The organism is Agrobacterium sp. V1 (assembly GCF_030518355.1).
Taxonomy (GTDB): domain Bacteria; phylum Pseudomonadota; class Alphaproteobacteria; order Rhizobiales; family Rhizobiaceae; genus Agrobacterium; species Agrobacterium cucumeris.
This window is the reverse complement of record NZ_JAULSF010000001.1, coordinates 2,128,100-2,155,020: the sequence shown is the minus strand read 5'-3', so window position 1 is coordinate 2,155,020 and position 26,921 is coordinate 2,128,100. Positions and strand designations below refer to the sequence as shown.

Sequence of the window (26,921 nt, the reverse complement as noted above, 5' to 3'; positions counted from 1 at the left end):
TTTCCGGAAAAGGCGAAAGCTCCCGGCGGCCTCAAGCCATCGGGAGCCCTGATGATGTTCGGCAGGGGTTACTTCTTCTCGGAGACGGCCTTGTAGACCTGATCGAGCAGTGTGTTGAGCGCCGTATAACCGCTGCTGACGATATAGGCCGCCTGCGGATCGAGATAGACGATCTGCTTTTTCTTCCAGGCATTGGTCTGGTGGATCAGTTCGTTGTCCAGCACCTGCGCGGCGGCCTTGCCGGGGTCCGTGGCACGGCCGATGCCGGCGTCACGGTCGATCACGAACAGCCACTCGGGATTGACCTCGGCCAGATATTCGAAGGAGACGACATCGCCGCGGTCGAAGCGGTCATCAATGTCGGCGGCGACCGGCTTGAAGCCGATTTCGGTGTGCAGCCAGCCGGTGCGCGAGCTTGGGCCATACACACCGACCTTGCCGGCATTGGTCAGGAGGATCATCGCCGTGCCGGAATTCGGGGCGATCTCTTTCAGCCTGGCGACTTTTTCGTCGAGGGCGGCGTCGAGCTTCTTTGCTTCTTCCTGCTTGCCGAAGATATCGCCGAGCTTGGTGATGTTGCCTTTGACGCTGTTGATGAATTCCTTGGAATCGATCGACATGTCGATGGCGGGCGTGATCTTCGAAACGTCAGGATACTTCGCCCGCGAACGGCCGCCGACGATGACGAGATCGGCTTCAGCCGCATTGATCGCCTCGTAATCGGGTTCGAACAGCGTGCCGACCTTCAGATATTTGCCGTCGGCATATTTCTGCAGATAGGCCGGCAGGTTGGAGCCGACGACGCCTGTCGGCTCGACGCCCAGCGCATCGAGATTGTCAAGCGAGGGAATATCCAGAACCAGAACCTTCTTCGGTGCCGCTTTCAGTACGGTCTCGCCCTGCGCGTGCTTGATCGTCATTTCCTGCGCGCCTGCGGTCATCGCGCCAAGGCTGAAGGCTGCTGCCGCCAGCAGCCGAACGGGGAAGGTGAAGTTGATGGCCACGAATATGTCCCTTGCAATATGGTTCCGGTCCGGCGGAAAGCTTTCCGTCGGGTTAACTTGATGTTCGTTATCAGCTTTATTGACAAGGTCGGCGGAAATCAAAAATATGTTTTAGAACGGTTCTGAATTGCGGTGAGCGGGAAATGTGGGGGGCAGATGAAACATCTGCTCGAACCTCTTCCCCGTCATCCTCGGGCTTGACCCGAGGATCCACTGCGGCGGTGGTGATGGATCCTCGGATCAAGTCCGAGGATGACGTTGAGGGGAAGGAAAGGCCGGCGTCAATTTTGTCGGTGCCTTTTACCCGTCTGTTTTACCCATCACGACCAACGTGACAGCCGCTGTCAATCCGGCGGCCAGTCACCAACAATTTCGCGCCTCTCCAGCTTCAGCGACCGGTCCGGCTGCACCCGATAGGTTTCCACGGCAAACCGCCCGTCCTCCATGACAAATTCATTGCTGAGCGTGCTGCCGATGGGGGATTTGGTGAGTTTGGTACGGGGTTGCCCGCCATAGGTGATGCTGCCGGGAATGGGTTCCACATCGGGGGCGGCGGTGGAGCAGCCGGCAAGGGCCAGAACCATCATGATCGCGATCGTGCGCATGTTTTTCTCCCAGGTTTGGAGAGTGATCCTATCACGGCTGCGCATGTGCCACATATCCCGTTGGCGTGAATAAAAAAGGCCCCGCATCCGAAGATACGGGGCCAGTTGCCTTGGGAGGTTCGTGATTTCTCAGTCTTCGTTGGCGGCAAGCTGCGTCAGCACTTCACCACGGCCGCGGATACGCATGATCAGCGGGATGATGAAGGCGGCTGCCGCGACGATGAACAGGCCAACGGCGATCGGCGAGGTGAACAGCACCGTCGGGTCGCCCTGGCCGATGGCAAGTGCACGGCGCAGCTGCTGTTCGGCAAGCGGGCCGAGGATGAGGCCAACGACCGCAGGCGCAATCGGATAACCGAAGATGCGCATGATATAGCCGAGGATACCGAAGGCGAGCAGCATGCCGAGTTCGAAGACCGACGGGTTTGCGCCGATGGTGCCGAGTGTCGCAAACAGCAGAATACCCGCGTAGAGCCAGGGCTTCGGAATGGTCAGCAGCTTCACCCACAGGCCGACGAGCGGCAGGTTGAGCACCAGCAGCATCAGGTTGGCGATGAACAGGCTGGCGATCAGGCCCCAGACGAGCTGCGGATTGGTGGCGAACAGCAGTGGGCCGGGCTGCAGGCCATATTGCTGGAAGCCGGCGAGCATGATGGCGGCGGTTGCCGTCGTCGGCAGGCCAAGCGTCAGCAGTGGCACCAGCGTACCGGCGGCAGAAGCATTGTTGGCGGCTTCCGGACCGGCGACGCCTTCGATGGCGCCATGGCCGAATTCTTCCGGATATTTGGTCAGCTTCTTTTCGGTGGCGTAGGACAGGAAGGTGCCGATTTCAGCACCGCCTGCCGGCATGGCGCCGATGGGGAAGCCGATCAGCGTGCCGCGCAACCAGGCTTTCCACGAGCGTGCCCAGTCCTGCGCGCTCATCCAGACCGAGCCCTTGACGGCTTCGACCTTGTCGGGGCCGGTGCTACCCTGGGCGACGATGAACAGCGTTTCGCCGATGGCGAACATGGCAACCGCAAGTGTCGTCACTTCCACACCGTCGAGCAGATCGGGAATGCCGAAGCTCATGCGGGTCTGGCCGGTCAGCTGATCGATGCCGACGATGGCAAGCGCAAAACCGATGAACAGCGAGGTGAGGCCGCGCAGTGCCGAATCCCCGAAAGCGGAGGAAACGGTGACGAAGGCGAGCACCATCAGCGCGAAATATTCACGCGGGCCGAAGACCAGCGCCAGCTTGACGATATAGGGCGCGATGAAGGCGAGCGCGATGGTGGCGATAAGGCCGGCGACGAAGGAGCCGATGGCGGCGGTGGCCAGCGCCGGGCCGCCTCTGCCCTTGCGGGCCATCTTGTTGCCTTCGAGCGCTGTGACGATAGAGGCGCTTTCGCCCGGCGTGTTGAGCAGGATCGAGGTGGTCGATCCGCCATACATGCCGCCATAATAGATACCGGCGAACATGATGAGCGAACCGGCGGGGTCGAGCCTGTAGGTGACGGGCAGAAGCAGCGCCACCGTCAGCGCCGGGCCGATGCCGGGCAGAACGCCGACGGCGGTGCCGAGCGTGACGCCGATCAGCGCATAGAGCAGGTTCATGGGTTGGGCAGCAACCTCAAGACCGTGCAGCAGGAATTCAAACGTACTCATGGACAGATTTCCCCCAAGGCGGGCGGAACGGCTGGCGTATGCGTCATCGCGCGCCTGCGGTTTCCTGTGATCTCGAATTTGGCGGAATGGCTGTTAGAAGAACAGCCGTTCCAGAGGTCCGGCGGGCAGCGAAAGCTGCAGCAGGCGCGCAAAAATGAACCAGATGGCAAAGCTCAGAACGATGCCGATGGGGATCGAATACCAGAGTTTGCGTTTGTCGAAGGCGCGCGCCGTGAAGGCGAAAAGCAGACCCGTGGCAATGGAGAAACCCGCCACATTCAGCAGCAGCATCTGCGCGGCGAGACCGGCAATGACCCAGACGACCGGAGCGATTTCCTGCCTGTCGCGTTCGGGAAAATCACCGCGCCAAGCCTCAACGGCTGTCCAGAGCGCCAGGCCGACAAGACAGAAGCTGATGGCATAAGGCACGGTTGCCGGGCCGACCGGCGAATAACCGGTGACGCTGGCGAGACGCGCGCTGTCCCAGAAGATCACGCAGGCAATGAGGACGAGGAAGACGGCGATCGCCAGCGCCGCCCAATCAGGGCGGCGCTTTTGATGCTCGGAAGGGTTGGAACCCTGGCTCATTTTACCAGTCCGATGTCTTTGAGGATCGTTTCGGTAGCGGCAGTGTCCTTGGCAAGCTGTGCCTTGAACTCGTCGCCGGAAAGGTAGGTGTCCATCCAGCTCTTGGTCTTCAGGGTTTCCTGCCACTTGGCGGATTTCGCCAGCTTTTCGACGTCTGCACTAACGGCCTTTTCCTGTTCCGGCGTCAGGCCGGGAGCAGCGGCAACCATGCGCCAGTTCTGGACGACGACATCAAGGCCGCTTTCCTTCAGCGTCGGTGCGTCAACGCCTTCCAGCTTCTCTTCGCTGGAAACGGCGAGCAGGCGCAGCGTACCGGCCTTGACCTGGCTTTCGAATTCGCCGTAGCTCGAAATACCGGCCGTGACCTGCGAGCCGAGGATCGAGGCAAGCGCTTCGCCGCCACCGGAATAAGCGATGTAGTTGATCTTGGTCGGATCAACGCCAGCCGCCTTGGCGATCAGGCCAACGGCGATATGGTCGGTGCCGCCGGCAGAGCCGCCGCCCCAGGAAACGCTGCCCGGGTCTTTCTTCAGCTGTTCGACGAGGTCGCCGATGGTCTTCAGCGGCGAAGATGCCGGAACGACGATGGCTTCATATTCGCCGGTCAGGCGGGCGATCGGCGTCACTTCATTGAGGGTGACAGGCGACTTGTTGGTGAGGATCGCGCCGACCATCACGTAACCGCCGACGATGAGGGCGTTCGGGTTGCCCTTCTGCTGGCTGGCGAACTGCGCAAGACCGATGGTGCCGCCGGCGCCCGGTACGTTCTGCACCTGAACGCTCTTGGAAATGCCTTCTTCCTGCAGCACGGTCTGCAGGGAACGTGCGGTCTGGTCCCAGCCGCCGCCGGGGTTGGCCGGGGCAATGATGGTGTAATCCGCTGCAACCGCCGGAAGAGCGATCACGCCCGCCAGAAATGTGCCGATAAGAAAATGTTTCACTTAGAAAACCCTCCTCAGGATGCCCTTTTGGGCGTCGTTTTTCGTTTATGCGGAAGGGGGCTTCAGGGCGCATCTGTGCCGGCGCTGAGAACTCAGCGCAGGGCCTTGGCAATCCTCAAGATTTCCTCCCGCATCTTCTTCCGCCTCCACGGAATGAAGAAGGATTGCAGAGCATCACAAAAAGCTGTCATCTAACTGACGCTACGCAAGTCCTTGCGCATTTACTCTCTATTAATTTGTGCCGGACGTCCACAGTGGTGTGTCGGATCAGCGCTTTCAAAGCCTGCCGCTGCCTCATCCTTGTGCCTGTCACAGGAATGAGGGATGGTGGGGCGCTCAAAACCTATTGCGAGCGCAACGCCTCGTTCCAGCGCTCGATCAGCCGGCTGCGCTTGACCTGATCCAGATAGACCATCAGGCCGGGGCTGACGGGGACCGGGCGCAATTGCGCGCCGTGGATGGCCTGCATGGTGTTGGCGGTGTTTTCGCCCGCCACTTCCGGGCTGACGGCCGGGATCTGCAATTGCCGGGCCATGATCGTCTGGCCTTCCTTGGACATGAAGAATTCGAGATAACGGCGGCCGAGTTCGGGATTGGCGGCGGCTTCCGGCACCAGCCCGATGCGCGACATGACCACGGTATAATCCTTGGGCAAGACGATGCCGACATCGGGGTGGCGTGAGGCCCAGTCCGCCGCATAGGAGCCGAGAATATTATAGCCCAGCACGAAGCGGCCGTCGGAAACGCGCTCCAGAATGGCCGAGGAGGTGGAATAGACCTTCACGCCTGCGGCCCCCATGGCCTTGATGACGCTCCAGATGTCGCCGAACTGCTCCTGGTCCCGCGACATGAACAGGAAGCCGACACCGGAGCGCTCAATATCGTAGGTGGCGATGCGGCCATATACTTCCTTGGCGTGGTGTTCGAGGTAATTGACGAATTCAGCGCGGGTGGCGGGCGGCCTTTCGGTGGTGAAACTCGGCTTGTGATACACGAAGACCGCCGGCTCGAAGGTCAGCGCATAGGCGGTGTTGCGCCAGTTGGCCCAGGCGGGCCAGCGGGCGCTCATGGCGAGATCCGAGCGCTGGGCGTAACCGTCATTGCTCAATTTTACCTGCAGATCCATGGCGGAAGAGAAGGCGAAATCGGCGGTCTGTTTGCCGGCATCGGTTTCCTTGACGATGCGGTCATAGATTTCGCCGGTCAGCATATCCTCGTAATGGACGGCGATATCAGGATTGGCCTTCTGGAAACCCTCGATCATCGGCGTTGCCAGAGGTTCATCCAGAGAGGAATAAACCACCAGCGTTTGCGCATCCGCCTTGCCTGATGGCGCCGGAAAAACGGCAACCTGCGCAAGCGCGGGCGAGGCCATGCAGAGACAGAGACAAAGAAGAAGACAGATACGCATGGAAAAGATCATGCCGCAGGCGCTTGCCATTCACAAGCGGTAAGGGCTTGGTTAAACTCGGGAATGCTGCAGGAGGAAGATTTGCGTATTTTGCTGGTCGAGGACAATCAGGTGCTGTCGGAAGGTCTTTCGGCGCTGCTGCGTGGCAGTGGTTATGCGGTGGACGTGGTTTCCGACGGCGCGTCCGCCGATGCGGCGATTGCGGCTGAAAGTTTCGATCTGGTCATTCTCGATCTCAACCTGCCGGAAATGGACGGCATCGAAGTGCTGCGCTCCATGCGTTCGCGCCAGGACAAGGCGGCGGTGTTGATCCTGACGGCGCGCGGCACGCCGGAGGAAAAGGTCAAGGGGCTCGATCTTGGCGCTGACGACTACATGATCAAGCCTTTCGACATCACCGAATTCGAGGCAAGGGTGCGGGTGCTGCTGCGCCGCAATGCCGGTCTGCGCTCCTCGGCGCTGAGTTTCGGCAAGGTGTTGTTTGATCTCACATCGCGCACCTTTTCGGCCGATGGGCGTCCGCTTGATATTCCGGCACGCGAGGTGGCGCTGCTGGAAGTGCTGTTTATGCGGGCAGGCAAGGTAGTCGCCAAGGAGGCGATCGTGCAGTCGCTGACCGGCTTCGATGACGATATTTCCGCCAATGCCATCGAGCAATATGTCAGCCGCCTGCGCAAGCGGCTCGCTCCCCACGGGCTGACGGTGAAGACGGCGCGCGGCATCGGTTATTATCTGGAAAAGCTGCCGGAGATGGCTGAATGAGACAGGCCGCCTATTCGCTCAGGCGGCGACTTCTAGGCTGGCTTCTCATCTCCACCGCCATCATCGGCTGTGTTGCGCTGACCGATACCTGGCGCGAGGCGGTCAACACCGCCAATGTCGTCTCCGACCGGGTGCTCTCAGGTTCCGCACTTGCCATTGCCGAGCGGGTGGTGGTGGCCGAAGACGGCTCTCTGGAAGTGGATATTCCCTATGTCGCGCTGGAAATGCTGACATCTGCGGCGCAGGATCGGGTGTTTTACCGTGTCGACGGGCCGAACGGGCAATTCCTCACCGGTTACCAGAACCTGCCGACGGTGGAGAACACGAATGGCGATACGCCCGCCTATCGCGATGCGGTGTTTCGCGACGAGCCGATCCGTATTGCCGCTATCAGGCGTTTTGCTTCCACCGGCATCAATTCCGTGCCGTTTTCCGTGACGGTTGCCGAAACCACCATTGCCCGCAGCCAGCTGGCGCAGGCCATCATTTTGCGTTCCGCGCTGCGGCTGCTTTTGATGATCGCGGGGGCGGCGATCATTGTCTGGATCGCGGTGACGATTTCGCTGAGACCGCTTTACCGGCTCAGTGAAGCCATTGCCGAGCGCAGCCCGAACGATCTGCACCCCATCCGTCAATCCGTGCCGGTGGAGGTGGAAAATCTGGTGGAGACCGTCAATTCCTTCATGGTGCGGCTGCAATCGGCGCTCGATGCGCTCCGGCATTTCACCGGCAATGCCAGCCACCAGCTGCGCACACCGCTTGCCATCATCAGCACCCAGCTAGCGCTTTCCGCCCGTGCCGGAAGTTTAGAGGAAGCGCAGGCGGCGGCGCGGAAGGGCGGCGCGTCGGTGGCGCATGCCGAACATATCCTCGCCCAGCTTCTGCGCATGGCCAATATCGACGCCGCCGGCTCCAGCGAAAAACACGATTTTTCCGCGATAGACCTCGTGGCCGTTGCGCAGAACGTGACCGCCGATTTCGTGCCGCGCGCGGCCGACGCCGGCATCGATCTCGGTTTCGAAGGCGAGGGCGAAGCGACCATTCTTGCCGAGCCGCTCTTGATCGGCGAGCTGATCGGCAACCTCGTTTCTAATGCCATCAACTATGCCGGGCGTGGGGCGGAAGTCACCGTGCGTGTCGGCAGGGAGACTGGCACGGTCTGGCTGGAAGTGGACGATAACGGCCCCGGCATTCCGCCTGAAAAACGCGCCATGGTGCGCCAGCGCTTCGCCCGCGGCGAAGAAAACGCCGCCCCCGGCGCCGGCCTCGGCCTTGCCATCGTCGAGGAAATCGCCGGGCTGTTCGGCGGGCGGCTAACGCTGGAAGATGGCGCGGACGGGCGGGGCCTGAGGGCAAGAATACGCTTCGGGTGAGGCGGCGCATTCAAAACCGCCCCACTATGCCGTCCAATGGGACATCGACTGGCGTTATTCGTTCATCTTGTCGATGATTTGCATCATGATGTCTGCGCAGGCCTTCATCGGCTCATCGTCAGCACATTTCACATCGATCTTGCGCTCGCCGTCTTCCAGGCGGAAATGAGCTGTCTTGGAGCGCGGCGGCATTCTCTTGCCGTGCGGACCATCCCGCCAACCGGCATGTTTCTGACCATCAGGGCCGGGCGGTGGCGGGGGCGGTGCATCTGCCCTGGGGCCGGCGTCGGCTGCTCCCGGGGTTGGCGGAGGAGGCGGCTGTTGGGCAAAACTAGACCCTGCCGCGATGAGAAACGCGGCGCCGGCAATGACCAGTTTTTTCATGTGAATGACCTCGCTGTTGGGCTACGGTCAAGAAACGGCTACATGAGTTGCTCGGTTGCCGGTCGGTGAAAATAATTCCGCATCGTTCAGTTCGGCTGTGCCGTTATCTCACCCCATCCGTTCGGAAGCATAACTTCCCGGGCTTGGCGGGAAGACCACGGTGCGGTTGCCGTTGATGAAGGTGCGGTGGTGGATGTGGGCGTGGATGGCGCGGGCCAGTACCTGGCTTTCCACGTCGCGGCCAAGCGAGACATAGTCCTCGGCCGATTGCGCGTGGGTGACGCGCACGGTGTCCTGTTCGATGATCGGGCCTTCGTCGAGATCGGCGGTGACGTAGTGCGCTGTCGCACCGATCAGCTTCACGCCGCGCTCATAGGCCTGCTTGTAGGGGTTGGCACCCTTGAAGGAGGGGAGGAAGGAGTGGTGGATGTTGATGATTTTGCCCGACATCTTGCGGCACAGGTCATCGGAGAGAACCTGCATGTAACGGGCCAGCACGACGAGTTCCGTGCCGCTGGTCTCGACCAGGTCCATAAGCTGTGCTTCGGCCTTCGGCTTGTTCTCCTTCGTCACCTTGATGTGGTGGAAGGGGATGTCGTGATTAACGACGACCTTCTGGTAATCGAAATGGTTGGAAACGACGCCGACGATGTCGATCGGCAGCGCGCCGATCTTCCAGCGGTAGAGAAGGTCGTTGAGGCAATGGCCGAAACGCGACACCATCAGCAATGTCTTCATGCGCTGGCCATCCGGATAGATGTCCGCCTGCATGCTGAATTTCTCCGCGACCGGCTGAAAGCCCTCGGTGATGGCCTGCAGGGACGCGCCTTCCTCCGAAATGAAGGAGACCCGCATGAAGAACTTGCCGGTTTCCAGATCGTCGAACTGCGAACTGTCGACGATGTTGCAGCCTTTTTCCGCCAGATAACCGGAAATCGCGGCGACGATGCCGCGGGTCGATTTGCAGGCCACTGTCAGAACATAGGATGTCATGCGTTTTCCCTCAAAGACGTCGCGCCGGCTTGAGCCGACGCGGTTTGGCGCGTTCCATAGCGCAGCTTTGCGGCAGAGCAAAGCGCCAAGACGAACGCAGCCAAAGTCATAAAACGGGAAAGGCACCCGCGCCGTGCCGGAAGCGACATGGAATGTTCCACGGCCAGCACGGCGGCGGCAGGCATTGCAGCGGGGCCGTTACGGCCTCAGGCGCGGCGCAGGCGCATGGCCGTGCGGCCGCGGCCGTCGATCAGTTCCAGCGTGCCGCGGCGCGGCTCCAGCCTGAAGGAGCGCGCGCCCTCCAGCGCATCGATGAACTGACGTTCCTGGCGCATGATATCAGGAGCGCAGGCCATCTGGGTGGAAATCATCCGGCCGAAATCGACGCGGTTGCGGCTGATTTTTACTTCACCGCCAATGCCGTTGCAGCCGGCATTGGCTGACACGCGGCCATCGCGGGAAATTTCAAGCGTCGCCTGGCGGCGGCCACGAACCCGCTCGCCTCTGATGTCCTGCACCAGCCAGCGCCCGTCAATGCCGGCTTCCGGTTCCGGCCTGCCCGGGCCGGCACCCACACGCTCCAGCACGAGGTCGGTATTATCCCGGCCGCCTGTCAGTACCGAATAGCGCTGCGTGGTGGTGAAGAGCAGCCGGTCGCGGTCACGGATTTCGGCGCTCAGCGCATAGGAGCGGCGGCCCCTGATGTCGCGGTCGTCATAACGCAGCACGAAGGGCACAGGCACCTGGCCGCGTGGGCGGATGGTGGTTTCGGCAATGGTCTGCGACGGCGCATCCGCCAGCGATACATCGATCAGCCGTACGGTCACGGTTGCGCCCGGCGGCAGGGCGATGCGCTCACGATAGGAGACGGTGCCGCGCAGGCTTGCCGGTGCGGCAGCCGCGCCGCCTGCCGCAAAAAGCGGGGCGAGCGCAACAAGCCCGGCAAAACTGCGGCGGGAAAGAAGAGGCTGGCGATCATTCATGGGGCTTGCTCCGTGCGGTTTCCGGTCGAATTTCAACGGATGATAGAAAACGGCACTGAACGGGCGATGAACCGATGGATGTTCCCCCGAATGCTCGAGGAGAGGTTCGGGGTGGTGATGGTGTGTGCGATTGCGAGAGCCGAGGCATCTCCACCCTCATTCCTGTGCTTGTCACAGGAATCCAGCTCCCGCGTGTCCACGCGGCAAAGGAGTCTTTTCAGCCCAAGGACTTGGGCTGACTAGATTCCTGTGGCAAGCACAGGAATGAGGGCTAGGAGAGGTCGCCGCAGCCGTGGAAAGCAATTCCTCGGGGTGCAGCCTCCGGCTCACCTCAGCCGCGGAAACCGTCCCGCAATGCTTCGAACTTCGCCAGTTGCTCGGCGCGCAGTTCCTTGCTTTCGTCGCGGCGGACGAAAATCTTGAACATGGCGCCGCCGGCGGCATTCATGAACCAGACGGAACAGGAGCGGCGGCCGTGAAAACCGCGGTCGACGAAGGTTATGCCGGCGCAATTGTCCTTCTTGATGTGACCGCCGATCGGGCTGTCGCCATGGATGTTGAACCAGCCATGGCTTTCACTGCCTTCCGGCAGGTGGCCGGGCACTTCCAGCACGATATCGCCGGTCTGCACGATCATGAGGACTTCGCCCCAGCCGCGCATCTCGTTCCAGATCACGTCGAAACGGTCGCCGGCAGCGGAAACGGCGGCGCCTTGCGGCAGGATCGCCAGAATTTCGGCCGGCGTCACCTCGGCCTTGGCGGCAATGGCTTCGACGATGCCGTCGGGCTTTTCGGCAAGGGCTGCGGCGGCGCGGGCCTGCCGGTCATCGGTCTTTTGGGCTGCAATGCTCATTGGTTGCCTCAGGCAGCAATCGAACGGCGTTCGCCATTCTTGTCTTCATGGATGATGACGTCGAAGCCTTCGAAATGCGGGCCGGAGAGATATTCTACCTTGCCGCGATTATCACCGGCCCTGGCGTGGGCGGCGCGGAACTGTTCGGATTTCGTCCAGGCGAGGAAATCGTCCTTGGTGGCCCACACGGTGTGCGAGGCATAAAGCGTGTGGTCGTCGGCCTTGGGGCCTTTCAGCATGTGGAATTCGATATAGCCCTGCAATTCGCTGAGGTGCGATTTGCGTTCGCGCCAGATGGATTCGAAGGTTTCCTCGTAACCCGGCACGACGCGAAAACGGTTCATTGCGATAAACATGGAATTCTCCCTTTAAGTTTCCTGTTTCAGTCAGGATATCCAGCCGCGGCGACGTTGGGAAGAGGCTCACGACAAAGCGAACAAATTTACTCCACTTATTGATTGCGCGGCTCATAAACATGTGCAAAGAACTCAAGTTAAATGGTGCGGGCAAAGCCGCGCCCGCCCGTGTTTGTGTCGTGTTTCAGGATAACGCCATGTTGAATTTTCGCCTTCGTCCGCTTGTTTTCGCCGCACTCGTGCCCGCCGCAATCGCCTTTGCCGCGCCGGCTGCCATGGCTTCGGACAAGGGTAATCCGGAGGCGAAACGCATCGTCGCGGTGGGCGGTACGGTGACGGAAATCCTCTATGCGCTGGGTGCGCAGGACCGCATCGTGGCGCGCGACAGCACCAGCAGCTATCCGGCGGATGCGCTCTCCAAGCCTGACATCGGCTATATGCGGGCGCTGTCTTCGGAAGGCATTCTGTCGCAGAAACCGGATCTCATCCTCTCCGAAGACGGCTCCGGCCCGGCGGATGTCGTTGCTATTCTCAAGGCCAGTGCGGTGCCTTTCGTCACGGTCGATACACCGCCAAGCGGCGATGCGATACCGAAGAAGATCGAGGATGTCGGCGCGGCCGTGGGGCTTTCCGACAAGGCGAAGGCGCTGGCGGCGGAGACCAGGGCCGGACTGGATGCGCTTGCCAAGGATGTTTCGGGGGTGCCTGAAAAGAGCAGGAAGCGTGTTCTTTTCGTGCTCTCCAGTGCCGGCGGCCGCGTCATGGCGGCGGGCAAGGATACGGAAGCCGCGGCGATCATCGAAATGGCCGGCGGTATCAATGCCGCTCAGGAAATCAGTGGCTACAAGCCGCTGACGGATGAGGCGGTCATTGCCGCTGCACCCGATGTGGTGCTGACGATGGCGCGCGGCGACCATGCCGCCAAGGCGGCCGAGATTTTTGCGCTGCCCGCCTTCCAGTCCACGCCGGCTGCGGCTTCAAAGGCGCTGATCAGCATGGACGGGCTTTATCTCATCGGTTTTGGTCCGCGTACGCCGGCCGCCGGACGTGAACTGGCAGCGAAGCTTTACCCGGAGGCGGTAAAGCCGTGAGCCTTGCTGCCTTGAGCTCCGCTGAGGGCAGGGTTGCCGGCGACAGATCCCGGCAGGGGGTCGTCACGCTTGCCGTGCTTGTCGGCATCCTGCTGTTTGCCTGTGGCGTGTCGCTTGTCAGTGGACCGACGGGCGTCGGCATTTCCGAGCTCTTCACCTATCTTACCGGCGGCGCGGCTGAACTCGACGCCCGTGACAAAATCATTCTCGAAGCGGTGCGCCTGCCACGCACGGCGCTCGGCATGTTGATCGGCGCGGGGCTCGGTGTCTCCGGCGCGATGATGCAGGGGCTGTTCCGCAATCCGCTGGCAGATCCCGGCATTGTCGGTGTCACCTCGGGTGCAGCGCTGTTTGCGGTTGCCGCGATTTCTCTCGGGGAAGGCGCGCTTGCCACGGTTGCGGTGTTTTTCGGCCCGCATTTTCTGCCGCTGATGGCGTTTTTCGGTGGGCTCCTGAACACCTGGGTGCTTTATCTGATCGCTACAAAGGATGGCGCCACCTCCACCACCACGCTCATTCTGGCCGGTATTGCGGTTGCGGCAATCAGCGGCGCGCTGACCGGCCTGATGATTTTCGTCGCCGACGACCGGGCGCTGCGTGACATCACCTTCTGGTCGCTCGGCTCACTTGGTGGGGCAACTCCCGCCAAGGTGCTTGCTACCTTGCCCTTCATCATCGTCGTCCTGGCCATCATTCCCTTCGTCGCACGTGGGCTGGATGCGCTGATTCTGGGCGATGCCGCCGCCTTCCACATGGGCATTCCGGTGCAGCGGCTGAAGCGGATCGTCATCCTGGCCGTTGCCGCCGCCTGCGGGGCAAGTGTGGCGGCGGCCGGTTCCATCGGTTTCGTCGGCATCGTCGTGCCGCATCTTCTGCGTCTCGCCATCGGTCCGTCACATCGCTTCCTGCTGCCGGCCTCGGCGCTGGGCGGCGCCGCACTTCTGCTCTTGGCAGACAGCTTCGCCCGCACGGTGGCGGCTCCGGCGGAACTGCCCATCGGTGTGGTGACCGCGCTGATCGGCGCGCCGGTCTTCCTGTTCCTGCTGCTGGGCCGCGGCGGTTTTTCCATGCGGAATGCGTCATGATCCGGGCCGAAAACATCACTCTCATCCGCTCCGGTCGCCGCCTGCTGGACGACGTCAGCGTCGATCTGAAACCGGGCAAGGTCAATGTCATCATCGGCCCGAACGGTGCGGGTAAATCCACGCTGATGAAGGTTCTGTGCGGTGAGCTGCATCCGGAACATGGTTCGGTGACCTATAACGACATCGCCCTGCCGCTGTTCAAGCCGGTCCAGCTTGCCCGCCTGCGGGCCGTGCTGCCGCAGAACACCCAGCTTGCCTTTCCCTTCACCGCACTTGAAATCGTGCGCATGGGGGCGGTGGCGCAGGGGTCACGCGCGCCGGAAGAACAGGCCCGCCGGGCGCTTGCCAAGGCGGGTTTGAGGGGCTTCGAGCAGCGCTCCTACAACATGCTTTCGGGCGGCGAGCAGCAGCGGGTGCAATTTGCACGCGCCCTGGCGCAGGTGCCCTTTCCGGTGGAAAATGGCGAGGTGCGGGCGCTGTTTCTCGATGAGCCGACGGCAAGTCTCGATATCGGCCACCAGATCGCAGTTCTGGAAACCGCGCGCGATTTCGCGGCTGGTGGCGGTCTCGTGCTTGCCATCCTGCACGATCTCAACCTTGCGGCGGAGTTTGCCGATCAACTTATCGTCATGCATGGCGGCCGGGTGACGGCCAGTGGACCATCGCTGGAAACCATCAGCGACGAGACGATTGCGCGGGTCTATGGCATTGGCGGCGTGGTCGGTAGGCTGCCGGCGCGGCACATTCCTTATGTGTTACCACAGTCGCGACACCGCTAGGAGAAACCCGCTCAGCTTTCCGGGCGCGTGGCGATGAACAGCGCCGAACCGAGCATGACGGCGGCAACGATGGCTGCGCGCATGAGCGGCGGGTCGCTCAGGAACCAGAAGGCGGCGTAACTCACCGTCATGGCCGACAAGGCTGCGATCTTGGCCTTGCGGGCGATTGCGCCACGTTCGCGCCAACGTCGAAGCGAAGGGCCGAATCTGGGATGGCTGAGAAGCCATGCCTCGAGCTTGGGTGAAGAGCGGGAGAAGCACCAGAGCGCCAGAAGCAGAAACGGCGTGGTGGGCAAAATGGGAAGAAACGCGCCGACAATGCCGGTCGCGACCATAAGCCAGCCAAGACAGAGGTACAGAAGGCGCATGGCTATGCCGGTATCATGACTTATCTACTCATGATAGAGCGGGTGCGAGAAAACCGCGAGCCTTGTTGCCGCAGGCCCTCGCCACACCTTAAAAACCGGCGGTTTTTACCATCACATTTGCCGTGATCGGACTGTTACCTCCTGTCGCAGGTCGCCTTTAGGGTTGAAAGCGGGGTGCACTGTCTTTATCCCCTTGGGCCGCGATGTTCGGAGCATAACCGGACCGTTAACAGGAAGAAGAAGGAAAACACCATGGCCAAGCTGATCCACTCGATGGTCCGGGTGCTGGACGAAAAGCGTTCGGTGGAATTTTACACGCAGGCTTTTGGGCTTGAGGTTGCGGAACGCGCCGAGTTCGAGAATTTTACGCTGATCTATCTCAGCAATGCCGAGGGCGATTTCGAGCTGGAGCTGACCGTCAACCGGGGTCGCGAAGTGCCCTATGCGCTGGGTGATGGCTATGGTCACCTTGCCGTCAGCGTTGCCGATGTGGATGCCGAACACCAGCGCTTCACCGAGATCGGGCTTTCGCCCGGCAAGATCATCGAAGCCGATTTTAAGGGCCAGCCTTTCGCGAAATACTTTTTCATCTGCGATCCGGATGGTTACAAGATTGAAGTGCTGCAGCGCGGCAACCGGTTCAAATAAGCACCACCATGGGAGAGACGGGCATGGCAGAGGCAGGCGTCAAACTCGAAGACAGCTGGAAACACGTTCTTTCCAGCGAATTCGCCAGCCCCTACATGCTGAAGCTGAAAGACTTCCTGCTTGCCGAAAAAACAGCCGGCAAGCGCATCTTTCCCAAGGGTGCCGAATATTTCCGGGCGCTGGATCTGACGCCGCTGGATGAGGTCAAGGTCGTCATTCTGGGACAGGACCCATATCACGGGCTTGGCCAGGCACACGGTCTGTGTTTTTCAGTGCAGCCCGGCGTGCGCATTCCGCCTTCGCTCGTCAATATCTACAAGGAATTGCAGGCCGATCTCGGCATCCGCCCGGTCGGTCACGGTTTTCTGGAAAGCTGGGCAAAACAGGGCGTGCTTTTGCTCAACAGCGTGCTGACGGTGGAAGAATCCCGCGCCGCCTCGCATCAGGGGCAGGGCTGGGAGAAATTCACCGACGCTGTCATCCGCGCCGTCAATGACGAATGCGATCACGTTGTCTTCCTGCTCTGGGGGTCCTACGCCCAGAAAAAGGCGGCCTTTGTGGATCAGCGCAAGCATCTGGTGCTGCGCTCGCCGCATCCTTCGCCGCTTTCGGCCCATAACGGCTTTTTCGGCAATGGCCATTTTTCCAAGGCCAACGCCTTTCTCGCCTCCCACGGCCGCCAGCCGATCGACTGGCAATTGCCGGAAACGGTGTAAGCCATCCCTGCATATACCTCCGTCATTCCGGCCTTGAGCCGGAATCCTGTGTATTGGATTTGTGCTATGTAGAGTGCGGGCGGAAGGCCGTCGGAATCCTGGTCGTTAGAGACCGCCTGCTGGCTTTTGGACCTCCGCCCGCTCTGATAATCCCAACCTGAACAGTTGATGGAGGCCGTGAGCGCGGACCTCGTAGCACAGGATGAGGCTTGCCATGGTACACCCTGTTTACATCGGATGCGACGTCTCAAAGGCACATCTGGATCTTTTCGATGCCGCAACACAAAAAGCCGTCCGCATCGCCAATACCGGCACCGCCATCGATGAATGGCTTGCCACCCTTGATGGACGCGAGGCGCAGGTCGTTCTGGAGGCGACCGGACGTTATGACCGGCTGTTGTGCTCGGCGCTCGAAAGGTGGCGGCGGCCCTATTGTCGGGTCAATCCGGCCAGGGCCCGCGACTTTGCAAGAGCCACCGGCCAGCTTGCCAAAACCGATACCATCGATGCGCGACTTTTGGCGCGCATGGGCGAAACACTTTCACCACCCGTTACGACACCACCCGACCCGGTCCGTCAGCAGCTGGAAAGCCTGCATACAAGGCGTGATCAGCTTGTTGCCATGCGCCAGCAGGAACGTGCGCGCCTTCATACGGCCGATCCGTCGGAGCGCGACAGCATCGCGCGCCACCTCGGCTGGCTCGATACGGAAATCGCCGCGATCGAACAACAGTGCCAGTTGCTTGTACGGACAAATGTGACGCTGAACGAGCAAAGCACCAGACTTCGCTCGATCCCCGGCATCGGCCAGATCACGGCGTTCACCCTGATGGCCCACATGCCGGAACTGGGCGATAGTTCGCCAGGCAGCATGGCGGCGCTTGCAGGCCTTGCCCCCTTCAATGCCGATAGCGGCATTCATCGCGGCCAGCGCCATATCCGCGCCGGACGAAAGCGCGTGCGCGATGCCCTCTATATGGCGGCGCTGGTGGCCTACCGGCTAAAGTCGCCCTTCGCCCGCATGGTTCAAGCCATGCAGGCCAAAGGCAAACCGTTCAAGGTCATGATCATCGCCATCGCCCGCAAACTGCTCGTCATTGCAAATGCCATTCTCAGGGATAAAACCACATTCGAAGCAGCTTAAAACAACATGCATTAATACAGTTGCCAGCCGACGCGCGTCTGCGCGGCGAGAAGAGTCCTTTCAGCCCAAAGACTTGGGGTGGCTGGATACCGGATCAGGTCCGGCATGCCGGGATTCAAAACCAAAATGTCTTTACAGCGCGGCAGCCTCCGGTCTAAAGAATACTAGACTACAAAGTGAAGGATTATGCCCGTGTCTCTCCTGTCTGCAGAAACCTCCGTCTCGCTGCCCGATCCGCTGTCGATCGTCGATGCTTTCGAGGATCATTTTTCCGAGCATATGGAGATGGAACGCGAAGGCGCGACAGTGCGGTTCAAGACCGAATATGGCCATGGCAGCTTCAGCGCCGAAGGTGGCCGGTTCGCCGCACGGGTCAACTGCATTTCCGAACATATACTGATGTCGGTAAAGGCCATGGTGGCCGAGCATATCGTCGAGTTTTCCGGCGAGACGGGGCTGGATTTCCGCTGGAGCGGCCATGGGGCCCATCAGCGTGAATTGCCCAATCTCTTCATCGGCAGGGTTGCCCGCGCCTATAACCTCACGCCGCATATGCGCCGGCTGGTGGTATCGGTCGAAAGCGGCATCGAAAGACTGGTCACCGGCGGCATGCATGTGCGCCTGCTGCTGGTGCCGGATCAGGCCCGTGCGCCGGTCTGGCCTTATCTGGCTCCCACCGGCGCCATCGTCTGGCCGGCCGGCGACGACCTGTTGATGCGGCGGGTTTACACCATCCGTTCCGGCGATGTCGGTCGCGGCGAAGTGGATATCGATTTCGTCATGCATGAGGGTGATGACATGCCGGGCGCGACCTTCGGCGCGACGGCAAAGCCGGGTGATGTTCTCGGCATCATCGGTCCGAGCGGCACCTGCCCGGAGGCGGAGCGTTACGTCTTTGCCGGTGACGAGACCGCGCTGCCGGTGATGTTGCGAATGGCGGCCGAAATGCCTGCTGGCAAGAAGCTCAGCGTCTACGCTGAAATTGACGACGAGGCCGAGCGGCAGGAGATCGTCTGCGCGGCCGACGTCGAATGGACATGGCTTTATCGTCGCGGCAAGCCTGCCGGCACCTCGGGTCTCATCGAAAAGGCGCTGCGCGAGCATGCCTGGAGTGCGGACCATGACGGCCTGCATGTCTTTGTTGCCTGCGAAAAATCCGAGGCACGGGTGGCGAAATCCTTCCTGACCGATGAAATCGCCTTCCCCAAGGCGTCGCTGCGCGCTGTCGGTTACTGGACCATGGGCGCTGCCGACGACCATTGAGGTCTGCGGCATGGCAGCTTTGGCTGAACAGTAGATTTTATCGTTCACCAATCGGGAACAATCCGTTCCCGTCGTCCACTCTATGCCTGACGCGCCTATTACCCCATCTTTACGCCATGAACAGAGCGGGCCCGATTGCGAGGCCTGCCAGGCGAAAAGGGGTTTATCATGCTCAACCAGATCAAGGGCCTGCACCACGTCACGTCAATGGCGGCCAGTGCGCGCCAGAACAACGGCTTTTTCACCGATACGCTCGGCCTGCGCCGGGTGAAGAAGACCGTCAATTTCGACGCACCTGACGTCTATCACCTCTATTATGGCGATGAGCTCGGCACGCCCGGCTCCGTCATGACCTATTTTCCGTTCCCGCATATCGCCCAGGGCCGTCCCGGCACCGGTGAAGTGGGCACGACGCTGTTTTCCGTTCCCGAGGGATCGCTCGGCTACTGGCAGGAGCGCCTTTCAAAGGCCGGTGTTGACGGCCTGAAGGCCGATGAGGCCTTCGGCAACAAGCGCCTGCATTTTGCCGGACCTGACGGAGACGGTTTCGCGCTGGTCGAGGTCAGAGATGATGCCCGCGCACAATGGACTGGCAACGGCGTTGGCGAAGATCAGGCGATCCATGGGTTTCAGGGCGCATCCTTGCGTCTTCGCGACGAGGGCGCAACCGCCGAGCTTTTGAAGTTCATGGGATATCAGGAAGTGGATCGTCAGGACGGTGTTTTGCGTCTTGGCATGCCCGGCGGCAATGGTGCCGACGTCATCGACATCGAAACCATGCCGAATATCTCCGGCGCCCGGCTGGGCGCAGGCTCCGTGCACCACATCGCCTTTGCGGTCGAAAACCGCGAAAAGCAGCTGGAGGTACGCAAGGCGCTGATGGATACCGGTTATCAGGTGACGCCTGTCATCGACCGGGATTATTTCTGGGCGATCTATTTCCGCACGCCGGGCGGTGTGTTGTTCGAAGTGGCCACCAACGAACCCGGTTTCGACCGTGACGAGGACACCGCTCATCTTGGCGAGGCGCTGAAGCTGCCGACCCAGCATGCGCATCTGCGCTCCGTGCTGGAAAAGCATCTGGAGCCGCTGGGTGATGAGAAGGCGGTTTAATCCGCTCTCACTTAACCCTCCATTGCGTTTGGCAGGACGTTGCCGCGTCTTTCTTCTCCCCGTTCGGGGAGGAGGTGGCCTGAAGGGTCGGATGAGGGGGAACCCCCCGCGGTTTATCTCCCGCCGCGCTCCCTCAACCCGCTACCGCGACCTTCTCCCTGGCGGGGAGGAGAAACCGGCGGCAAGCCTCTTGCTCCACATGCGATCGCGCTGCCCGGAAACTGAAAAAGCCACGGGTATCGCTGAACTTTCTCCTTCCAGAAAGGATTATCCGATGAACAAGGACACCTATTTCCACAAATCCCGCGCCGGTGCCGCCGGTGCGCCGCTTTTCCTGGTGCTGCATGGCACGGGTGGCGATGAGAACCAGTTCTTCGATTTTGGCTCCCGTCTTTTGCTGCAGGCCACCGTCCTCTCACCCGTTGGCGATGTTTCCGAACATGGCGCGGCGCGTTTCTTCCGGCGCACGGGCGAGGGCGTTTACGACATGGCCGATCTTGCCCGGGCAACCGAGAAGCTGGCGGATTTCGTCAAGGCAAATCGCGAACATTACCAGTCCGGGCCAATCATCGGTCTCGGCTTTTCAAACGGCGCGAATATTCTCGCCAATGTGCTGATCGAACAGCCCGAGCTTTTCGATGCCGCGGTGCTGATGCATCCGCTGATCCCGTTCGAGCCGAAGATTTCCCCGGCAAAACCCACACGCCGGGTGTTGATCACGGCGGGAGAGCGGGATCCGATCTGCCCGGTGCCGCTGACGCAGGCGCTGGAAAAGAACCTTCAGGCGCAGGGTGGAACCGTGGAGACGATATGGCATCCGGGCGGGCATGAGATTCGCTCCAGCGAGATTGATGCCGTGCGGGAATTTCTCTCGGTTTACGGGGAGTGACGCTGTCTTCCGTCATGCCGGCCTTGAGCCGGTATCGAGCCACGGCGCGTCTGCGCTGTGGAAAGAGTCTTTCGCGATCAAGGACTTGATCGCACTGTACCCCGGATTTAGTCCGGGGTGACGGGTGAGGATGAGGTGCATTCGCCCAAACTCAACGTCACCTTCGGGTCAAGCCCGAGGATGACGGAGGAGGGATTTACTGTTCCGTCAAGTAGTCCTCTAGACCAGCCTCTTCCCACCCGCCTCAGCGATATCCGCATTGCTGCAGCTGCGCCTCATAACGCAGCGCCATGTTGGCGGAGCGGCGCGCGGCCTTCTGGACGGCGGAATTGTTGCGCCAGCTGCCCTTGGTATAACCGGCATGGCCGGAATAATAGGCGAGATAGAGATTATAGGGGTCGTTCAGCGAAATGCCGTTTTCGCGGCGGCTCTTGGCGTGATACCAGCCGACGAAGTGGATCGCATCGGTGAAATCGGTGCGGCTGGCGCCCCGGCGGCCGGTTTCGCGCTGGTAGACACTCCATGTGCCATCCAGTGCCTGGGCATAACCATAAGCGCTGGACTGGCGCGTCCAGGGAATGAAGCCCAGGAGCTTGGTGCGCGGCGGCCGTGCATAGGGACGGAAGGCGGATTCGGTATAGATCGTCGCCATCATCACAGGCACGGGCACGCCGAACTCCCGTTCGGCCGCTTTCGCATCACGTCGCCAGTTATTGAAGATGCCGTTCCGCTGTTCGAAAATCGCACAGGCATTGGTGACCTGCGACGGTGCGGTGGCACAACCGGCCAGAACGAGCATCAGAAAAACTACGGCAAATACGCCACGCATAACGGAACCCTTTCGTTCCGCTATTCTTAAATTGCTAACCATTAACGTCGGGTTTTAAGACAAGGTTAATTCAAATGCTGCCGATCAGGGACCTGTTAACCCGCTGAAAATTCCTGTGTCCGGGATGGGGCAAAAACGTGCGTTGCGCTTCTGCCGCGCGCCTTTTTTGGGGCGCATTTATCCCCGCGCATCCCCGTCTCGGCCGATCGGGCTATAATCGCCTTATCCCGCTTATCGAGCGTGCGCGCGGCGCAAGATGGGCGGGGCAGGCGGCCAAAACCGGGGAACTTCCCGATGTCACGGTTAAGGCGGCCGGCATATGTTCGTTCTCCAAACAGGAACCGGTTTGGCGGGCGGGTCATATGTTGAAACCGGGCCGCATCGCCTGCAAAGCCTTCCATACCATTTATATCCCCGCAGCGATGCGGCCCATTTATCGCCTCTCAACGCTGCTTCCGAATTCGGGGCGGCGGCGATTGGTTATGGTTAGAAAAAGACGTCGCTGTTTTTCAATATTAAGATGTATTGCTCCGCGTTTTCTCTTTACAATTGTTTCCAAGAGTGTAGCGTGATTTTTGGGAATTATACGTCGCTGGCGGGGGCTATAGTGCGACTTTCAAGTAATTTTTTGTATCTTTTTGTCGTTGTATTGTTTTTCCTCCCGGGTTGTACGGCCACGGGCCTGCGCGAATTCGAGCTCTACAGGCAGGCTTATGAGGCGCAATTTGCCGAGGCGGATGCACTTCTTGTGGATATTGCCAAAGCCGAGCGGGCTTTGTGGAAAGCCGTCGATTCCAGCAAGAAAAATAAGTGGTTTGTTGCGGACGACGCAGCTTTTTATGTGGAGGGCACGGAGCCGCCGCTAACGCATTCGCTGCGCGGCTCTCTTCTTGCCGTCAGGGAATATAATGCTGCGCTCGTCGCTCTCGGTGGCGGTGAAAATGCCGATCGGTTGACAGGACGCCTACGCAGTCTAGGTCTCGATATCAACAGCGCGTATGCCTCGGTGAAAGTGGCGGTAAGGGCCGGAAACCAGGCGGCACAGGTTGCGAAGGTGCTCGCGCCCGGGCTTGAAATTGCCGCTGTAGGGATCAATCAATCGCTGAAGATTGCTGCACGCCATCAATTTAGTGAGCGTGTCGTTTCCACTTCGAAGGACGTAGAGGTTTTGCTCGTTGGCCTGCGGAACGCTGCACCCTCTATCTACATAATGCTCGATGCAGGTGACGAATATCTCTTCGATTCGCGGCCTGCCGTCGAGAGATCGGCGGCGAAGGATCGGCGGCGGGCGCAGGTCGGCGGCTGGGTGCTTTTGATCGACCAATCGATTGCGACACTGAAAAAAGCTGTGCAGGCGGCTGCGGCTCCCCGCGCGCTTGATACGTCGATCGACGATCTCTCCGCTGCTGCTCTTGAGCTGCGAATTCTTGCGGAAAAAGTCAGGGCCGAGCGCACCCGATAAAGAGAGGGCAAGAGAATGACGCAAGAGCGTATGGCAATACGGGAACGTATCGAGGACCTGCTGTATGAGGCGACCCTTGCCCGGGACATCGCGCAAGCGAAAGGCGATGCAGCTGCCCTGGAAGCTGCCAAGGCCCGGCGTGAGGAATTGAAGCTGGCCAAGGCGCTATTGGCGCGCGATGAGTTTAATGAGGCGGTTGTGGCGCTTCAGGTGATTGAGGCGAAAATTCGCGATCATGCTGCGGCTGCGGAGAAATGGCCCTTTCCCTCATCCACCAACGATCCCTTCGAGCCGCCGGAAAAGGCAGAGTTTTCAGATGCCCAGCTGGATGCCGCAGCAGCGAAACAACCGTCTGCCGAGCCGGCTAAGGTCGCGGCTGGCAAGCCGGCGGGCTGGTCCGAGGACTATCAGACGCTTTGGGATACGATGGAAATCCGCGCTGATTGGCGCGACGATGCGGAGTTTGCAGCGCGTAAAGTGGTGGAAAGTCAGAAGCGTTATGCCGCTGTCGTTTCAGGCGCCACGGTGCCCTGGTGGTTCGTGGCGATTGTCCATTGCATGGAATGCGGCTTCAAATTCGATCGTCATCTGCTGAACGGCGACCCCTTGAGCGGACGCACGGTGCGGGTGCCGGCGAACCAGCCGCCTTTCGGGTCGCCACCCTATGACTGGGAGACGGCAGCACGCTATGCGATGACCTATGAAGAGCTGGACAAGATCACTGACTGGTCCCTGCCCAACGTCTTGAACCGGTGGCACCGCTATAATGGTGTCAAAAACGAATATCAGCGGCGGAAAATTCCCACGCCCTATTTGTGGAGCGGTTGTTACCATTACGAAAAAGGCAAATACACACGCGACCGTTATTTCGATCCCGAGGTGCCTTCCAAGCAGGTCGGTGCCGCCATCATATTGAAGACGCTGATCGAGATGGGAGCTGTGTCGCTCGGCGCTACAAATGTGCTCAAGGCTAATCCCCTGGCGGCGACGGAGAATTTATCGCTTCTGTCTCACGATTTGCCGGGAGCCGCGTTCAAATCCATCGAGCAGGAACTTGCCTTTCCTGGCGCGCTGAAGGTTGGCTCGTCCTCGTTGGGTGTTAAACGGCTGCAGGAATGGCTGCATCTGAACGGCTATTACACCAGTATCGACGGCGATTTCGGCGCCTCTACCGAGACGATGCTGGACCGATTCGCAAAGGCGCAGGGCCGGATCGGCGCTAAGGTGCTGGACGAGGAGTTATGGGCGGTCTTGACTGCTCCGCTTCGCCGCGCGGTGACGAAGGTGGTTCCCGGCGCGTCTTTTGAGGAGACCGTGCTGAAGGTTGCACGGCAGCATATTGCCGAGCGGCCAAAGGAGGCTGGCGGCAACAATTGCGGTCCATGGGTGCGTGCCTATATGCGCGGGGCGGAAGGGGCGGATCAGCTCTGGTGTGCGGGTTTTACCTCGCTCATCTTCGAACAGGCCGCGCGGGACATGGGTATCAAAGTGCCGCTGAAGCGCCAGGTCGGTGTCGACGCGCTTGTTGCCGATGCGAAGGCGAGTGGACGCTTCATTGCCGAAAGCGAGGTAGGCACGCCGCTCCTTCGTGCATCCAGGCTGCGCCCGGGTTATCTTTTCGTCATCCGTAAAGATGCAAAGGACTGGACCCATGTCGGTTTCGTCCTGTCCGTCGGGGCCACCAGTTTCGACACTATCGAAGGTAATACAGGCGGGGAAGGTGGGGTGGATGGCGATGAGGCCCGGCAGAACAACAGAAGTTATCCTTCGCGTGATTTCATAAGGCTTATTTGATCTTTCCTTTTCAGGTTTTTCAGCCATGGGCATATCGTTTGGCGGCGTCGCGGACGTCTCTATCAGCCTTGCATTCATGTATCTTTCGCTCAGCCTGATCTGCACGACGCTTAACGAGATCGTGGCGACGCTGTTGAAACTCCGGGCTAAATCTTTGAGCGCAGCGGTAAGAAAGCTGCTTGATCAGCCCGAGGGTGGAGAGCTGATTGGGCGATTTTATCAAAATGGTCTGATCCGCGGAACGATGGCCTCGTCGCACGCCAGTCGCGCCGAGCCGTCTGGCGTTCCCGCGCCGGGCAACCATTCATCCTATCTCGACAGCCGCAATTTCGCGATGGCGCTGCTGACAAGTCTTAATCCGAAGACGCCAATTCCTGGCGTGGCCGAATTGAAGGCCCTCGTTGAAAAGGCCGATGACGGTGTCGTCCTTCCCGCCGGCATCAAGGATGTGCTGGCTGCGGCGCTCGCGACGGGTGAGCAGGATATCGCCAGGGTACGCGATCATATCGCCGTGTGGTTCGATACGGCGATGGACCGGCTGGGTGGTGATTATAAACGGCAGTTGCGCCTGATTTCCCTGGGGGTCGGTCTTGTCGTTGCCGTGGGGCTGAACGCCGACAGCATCGCCGTCGGTAAAGCGGTGTGGAACGATAGCGGCCACGAGATCGTCCGGCAGGTGAGCGAGCGTGCTTCGGGGCTTTTGCAGAATGCCTGCGCCGTACCTTCCAATTCGTCTGGCGGAGGAGACGAAGCGGGTGAACAAATCAGTTGCCAGATGCGACTTATTTCCAAACAGGTGGACGGATTGCGGCCATTGCCAATCGGCTGGGGGCAGGATGCGGTGACCGCATCGCGACAAGATATAGCGGTGGGCGCGACTGAAGCACGCGCATCGTCTTCGCTGGATATGGCTTCGAAGCTTGTCGGATGGCTGATAACGGCACTGGCCCTGTCGCTGGGCGCACCCTTCTGGTTCGACATATTAAACAAGGTTATGAATATTCGAGGCTCAGGGGCGCCCCCGCAAAGGGTTGCGGAGACCTGAGGCAGACTATCGCAGGCGGCAGGTTTTGCCCCGTCGCTTTTTTCCGCGTTCAAGGACGATCAAACGGACAAAACCGCTGTCGCCGTACAAAAATAAAAACCGATAAAATTGTAGCAATCGGCTTAAAGCGGCTGAAAACAATGATGTGCCATTTTGGGATCACGGACAAGGAGCGGACATCCTGCGAAGACAGGCGCTCCTGAAGACAGAAATCGAGACCGGCACAAGCCGGCGGATCGCCAAACGGGGTATGAAATGTTGAAGAAGATTATTGCTGCTGCCATCTGCGGAATTGTCGTTGCTTCCATGTCCACCCATGCCGATGCGGCGGGTGCTGCCGGGTTTGCCCGTGGTTTTGCCGCTGTCGAAAAGAGCGCAGTGACCGAGATCGGCATCTCGGTGTCGGGCGGTTTTGATGGCTGTGTTCTTTCCGCCGGCCAATGTGTTTCGACGATTGCCGCGCCGCTCAACGGCGAGCGTCGTGAGGAACTGTTGCGCATCAACCGCGATGTGAACGCCACCATGGGCGCGCTCGATGATTATTTTTCCGGCTTCGCAACCGATGTCCCGGCGACCCGTTCGTCAAGCCTTGGCGATTGCGGTGATTGCGCCGCGATCAAGCGCACGGCGCTGGCCGGTGCCGGCTGGTCTTCGAGCGCCCTGCGCCTTGCCTTTTCGCTGAACAATGATGGATCGCTCGAAAAAGTGCTGATCGTGACCACCGATAAGGGCGATATCGTCCTCGGCAATGCCGTCTTTTCTCCGTCCGAGCGCGAAACCCCGCTTTAAGCCTAT

Annotated in this window: 28 protein-coding genes; 15 read left to right on the top strand and 13 right to left on the bottom strand. The window is 60.3% G+C overall.

All coding sequences use genetic code 11. From position 1 onward, the window contains the following. Window positions 1–68: 68 nt before the first annotated feature. The 6 genes from QSV77_RS10540 to QSV77_RS10515 all read right to left on the bottom strand — a co-directional run bounded on the left by QSV77_RS10540 (window position 69) and on the right by QSV77_RS10515 (window position 6,196). Window positions 69–1,004: a siderophore ABC transporter substrate-binding protein gene (locus QSV77_RS10540; RefSeq protein ID WP_269703449.1), complete on the bottom strand. Its 936-nt coding sequence runs from the start codon at window positions 1,002–1,004 to the stop codon at window positions 69–71. A gap of 344 nt (window positions 1,005–1,348) precedes the next feature. Further along, complete coding sequence (locus QSV77_RS10535; RefSeq protein ID WP_142840563.1) at window positions 1,349–1,609, bottom strand: hypothetical protein; 261 nt, start codon at window positions 1,607–1,609, stop codon at window positions 1,349–1,351. Window positions 1,610–1,738: 129 nt separating this feature from the next. Further along, a complete protein-coding gene (locus tag QSV77_RS10530) occupies window positions 1,739–3,256 on the bottom strand; it encodes a tripartite tricarboxylate transporter permease (protein ID WP_020809148.1) in 1,518 nt (505 codons plus the stop codon). Between the two features lie 93 nt (window positions 3,257–3,349). Beyond that, window positions 3,350–3,844: a tripartite tricarboxylate transporter TctB family protein gene (locus QSV77_RS10525; RefSeq protein WP_302733407.1), complete on the bottom strand. Its 495-nt coding sequence runs from the start codon at window positions 3,842–3,844 to the stop codon at window positions 3,350–3,352. Beyond that, window positions 3,841–4,785 (bottom strand): tripartite tricarboxylate transporter substrate binding protein, encoded by a 945-nt coding sequence (locus QSV77_RS10520; protein ID WP_142840561.1) that lies wholly within the window; start codon window positions 4,783–4,785, stop codon window positions 3,841–3,843. The genes QSV77_RS10525 and QSV77_RS10520 overlap by 4 nt, the downstream gene beginning before the upstream one ends. A gap of 343 nt (window positions 4,786–5,128) precedes the next feature. Then, entirely contained in the window at window positions 5,129–6,196 is a 1,068-nt protein-coding gene (locus QSV77_RS10515; protein WP_302733404.1) for an ABC transporter substrate-binding protein, read from the bottom strand. An 81-nt stretch (window positions 6,197–6,277) separates the two neighbouring features. On the opposite strand from QSV77_RS10515, the gene QSV77_RS10510 reads away from it, so the two are divergent. Further along, window positions 6,278–6,958 (top strand): response regulator transcription factor, encoded by a 681-nt coding sequence (locus tag QSV77_RS10510; protein ID WP_010972345.1) that lies wholly within the window; start codon window positions 6,278–6,280, stop codon window positions 6,956–6,958. Beyond that, window positions 6,955–8,331: a sensor histidine kinase gene (locus tag QSV77_RS10505; RefSeq protein ID WP_302733399.1), complete on the top strand. Its 1,377-nt coding sequence runs from the start codon at window positions 6,955–6,957 to the stop codon at window positions 8,329–8,331. Before QSV77_RS10510 ends, QSV77_RS10505 begins: the two co-directional genes overlap by 4 nt. A gap of 54 nt (window positions 8,332–8,385) precedes the next feature. On the opposite strand, the gene QSV77_RS10500 is transcribed toward QSV77_RS10505, so the two are convergent. The 5 genes from QSV77_RS10500 to QSV77_RS10480 form a co-directional block, all read right to left on the bottom strand. Further along, window positions 8,386–8,715 (bottom strand): hypothetical protein, encoded by a 330-nt coding sequence (locus QSV77_RS10500; RefSeq protein ID WP_302733397.1) that lies wholly within the window; start codon window positions 8,713–8,715, stop codon window positions 8,386–8,388. A 108-nt stretch (window positions 8,716–8,823) separates the two neighbouring features. Then, the gene (gene purU / locus QSV77_RS10495) at window positions 8,824–9,708 is read right to left on the bottom strand and encodes a formyltetrahydrofolate deformylase (protein WP_302733396.1); all 885 of its coding nucleotides are present in this window, start codon (window positions 9,706–9,708) and stop codon (window positions 8,824–8,826) included. Window positions 9,709–9,914: 206 nt separating this feature from the next. After that, complete coding sequence (locus QSV77_RS10490) at window positions 9,915–10,691, bottom strand: YbaY family lipoprotein (protein ID WP_142840556.1); 777 nt, start codon at window positions 10,689–10,691, stop codon at window positions 9,915–9,917. 331 nt (window positions 10,692–11,022) lie between these two features. Next, a complete protein-coding gene (gene hutX, locus QSV77_RS10485) occupies window positions 11,023–11,544 on the bottom strand; it encodes a heme utilization cystosolic carrier protein HutX (protein WP_302733395.1) in 522 nt (173 codons plus the stop codon). 8 nt (window positions 11,545–11,552) lie between these two features. Next, window positions 11,553–11,900, bottom strand: a complete 348-nt coding sequence (locus tag QSV77_RS10480) for an antibiotic biosynthesis monooxygenase (RefSeq protein ID WP_269703467.1) — start codon at window positions 11,898–11,900, stop codon at window positions 11,553–11,555. A 197-nt stretch (window positions 11,901–12,097) separates the two neighbouring features. Here QSV77_RS10480 and QSV77_RS10475 point away from each other — a divergent pair, with 197 nt between their 5' ends. The 3 genes from QSV77_RS10475 to QSV77_RS10465 are packed head-to-tail and all read left to right on the top strand — an operon-like array spanning window position 12,098 to window position 14,855. Further along, the gene (locus QSV77_RS10475; RefSeq protein WP_302733394.1) at window positions 12,098–12,991 is read left to right on the top strand and encodes a hemin ABC transporter substrate-binding protein; all 894 of its coding nucleotides are present in this window, start codon (window positions 12,098–12,100) and stop codon (window positions 12,989–12,991) included. Then, window positions 12,988–14,076: an iron ABC transporter permease gene (locus QSV77_RS10470; protein ID WP_142840552.1), complete on the top strand. Its 1,089-nt coding sequence runs from the start codon at window positions 12,988–12,990 to the stop codon at window positions 14,074–14,076. Before QSV77_RS10475 ends, QSV77_RS10470 begins: the two co-directional genes overlap by 4 nt. Continuing rightward, the gene (locus QSV77_RS10465; RefSeq protein ID WP_302733393.1) at window positions 14,073–14,855 is read left to right on the top strand and encodes a heme ABC transporter ATP-binding protein; all 783 of its coding nucleotides are present in this window, start codon (window positions 14,073–14,075) and stop codon (window positions 14,853–14,855) included. Before QSV77_RS10470 ends, QSV77_RS10465 begins: the two co-directional genes overlap by 4 nt. Window positions 14,856–14,866: 11 nt before the next feature. Here the strand turns inward: QSV77_RS10465 and QSV77_RS10460 are convergent, their stop codons facing one another. Further along, entirely contained in the window at window positions 14,867–15,223 is a 357-nt protein-coding gene (locus QSV77_RS10460; RefSeq protein WP_271362355.1) for a YbaN family protein, read from the bottom strand. Between the two features lie 252 nt (window positions 15,224–15,475). On the opposite strand from QSV77_RS10460, the gene QSV77_RS10455 reads away from it, so the two are divergent. From QSV77_RS10455 to QSV77_RS10430, 6 genes are all read left to right on the top strand, one after another. Then, window positions 15,476–15,871 (top strand): VOC family protein, encoded by a 396-nt coding sequence (locus tag QSV77_RS10455; protein ID WP_142840549.1) that lies wholly within the window; start codon window positions 15,476–15,478, stop codon window positions 15,869–15,871. A gap of 23 nt (window positions 15,872–15,894) precedes the next feature. Beyond that, window positions 15,895–16,587, top strand: coding sequence for a uracil-DNA glycosylase (gene ung, locus QSV77_RS10450; RefSeq protein WP_142840548.1), 693 nt, complete (start codon window positions 15,895–15,897; stop codon window positions 16,585–16,587). 214 nt (window positions 16,588–16,801) lie between these two features. Further along, the gene (locus QSV77_RS10445) at window positions 16,802–17,731 is read left to right on the top strand and encodes an IS110 family transposase (protein ID WP_302732404.1); all 930 of its coding nucleotides are present in this window, start codon (window positions 16,802–16,804) and stop codon (window positions 17,729–17,731) included. Window positions 17,732–17,917: 186 nt separating this feature from the next. Next, a complete protein-coding gene (locus QSV77_RS10440) occupies window positions 17,918–18,994 on the top strand; it encodes a siderophore-interacting protein (RefSeq protein WP_302733392.1) in 1,077 nt (358 codons plus the stop codon). Window positions 18,995–19,162: 168 nt separating this feature from the next. After that, window positions 19,163–20,107, top strand: a complete 945-nt coding sequence (locus QSV77_RS10435; protein ID WP_142840546.1) for a VOC family protein — start codon at window positions 19,163–19,165, stop codon at window positions 20,105–20,107. Window positions 20,108–20,381: 274 nt separating this feature from the next. After that, window positions 20,382–20,996: an alpha/beta hydrolase gene (locus QSV77_RS10430; RefSeq protein WP_302733390.1), complete on the top strand. Its 615-nt coding sequence runs from the start codon at window positions 20,382–20,384 to the stop codon at window positions 20,994–20,996. 244 nt (window positions 20,997–21,240) lie between these two features. Here QSV77_RS10430 and QSV77_RS10425 read toward each other — a convergent pair whose 3' ends face one another. Next, window positions 21,241–21,825, bottom strand: a complete 585-nt coding sequence (locus QSV77_RS10425) for a hypothetical protein (protein WP_302733388.1) — start codon at window positions 21,823–21,825, stop codon at window positions 21,241–21,243. 607 nt (window positions 21,826–22,432) lie between these two features. On the opposite strand from QSV77_RS10425, the gene QSV77_RS10420 reads away from it, so the two are divergent. The 4 genes from QSV77_RS10420 to QSV77_RS10405 all read left to right on the top strand — a co-directional run bounded on the left by QSV77_RS10420 (window position 22,433) and on the right by QSV77_RS10405 (window position 26,915). After that, window positions 22,433–23,287, top strand: a complete 855-nt coding sequence (locus QSV77_RS10420) for a hypothetical protein (protein ID WP_271362352.1) — start codon at window positions 22,433–22,435, stop codon at window positions 23,285–23,287. A 15-nt stretch (window positions 23,288–23,302) separates the two neighbouring features. Then, a complete protein-coding gene (locus tag QSV77_RS10415; protein WP_302733387.1) occupies window positions 23,303–25,081 on the top strand; it encodes a hypothetical protein in 1,779 nt (592 codons plus the stop codon). 25 nt (window positions 25,082–25,106) lie between these two features. After that, window positions 25,107–26,126: a hypothetical protein gene (locus QSV77_RS10410; protein ID WP_302733386.1), complete on the top strand. Its 1,020-nt coding sequence runs from the start codon at window positions 25,107–25,109 to the stop codon at window positions 26,124–26,126. A gap of 255 nt (window positions 26,127–26,381) precedes the next feature. Continuing rightward, the gene (locus QSV77_RS10405; RefSeq protein WP_302733385.1) at window positions 26,382–26,915 is read left to right on the top strand and encodes a transglutaminase-like cysteine peptidase; all 534 of its coding nucleotides are present in this window, start codon (window positions 26,382–26,384) and stop codon (window positions 26,913–26,915) included. Window positions 26,916–26,921: the final 6 nt, after the last annotated feature.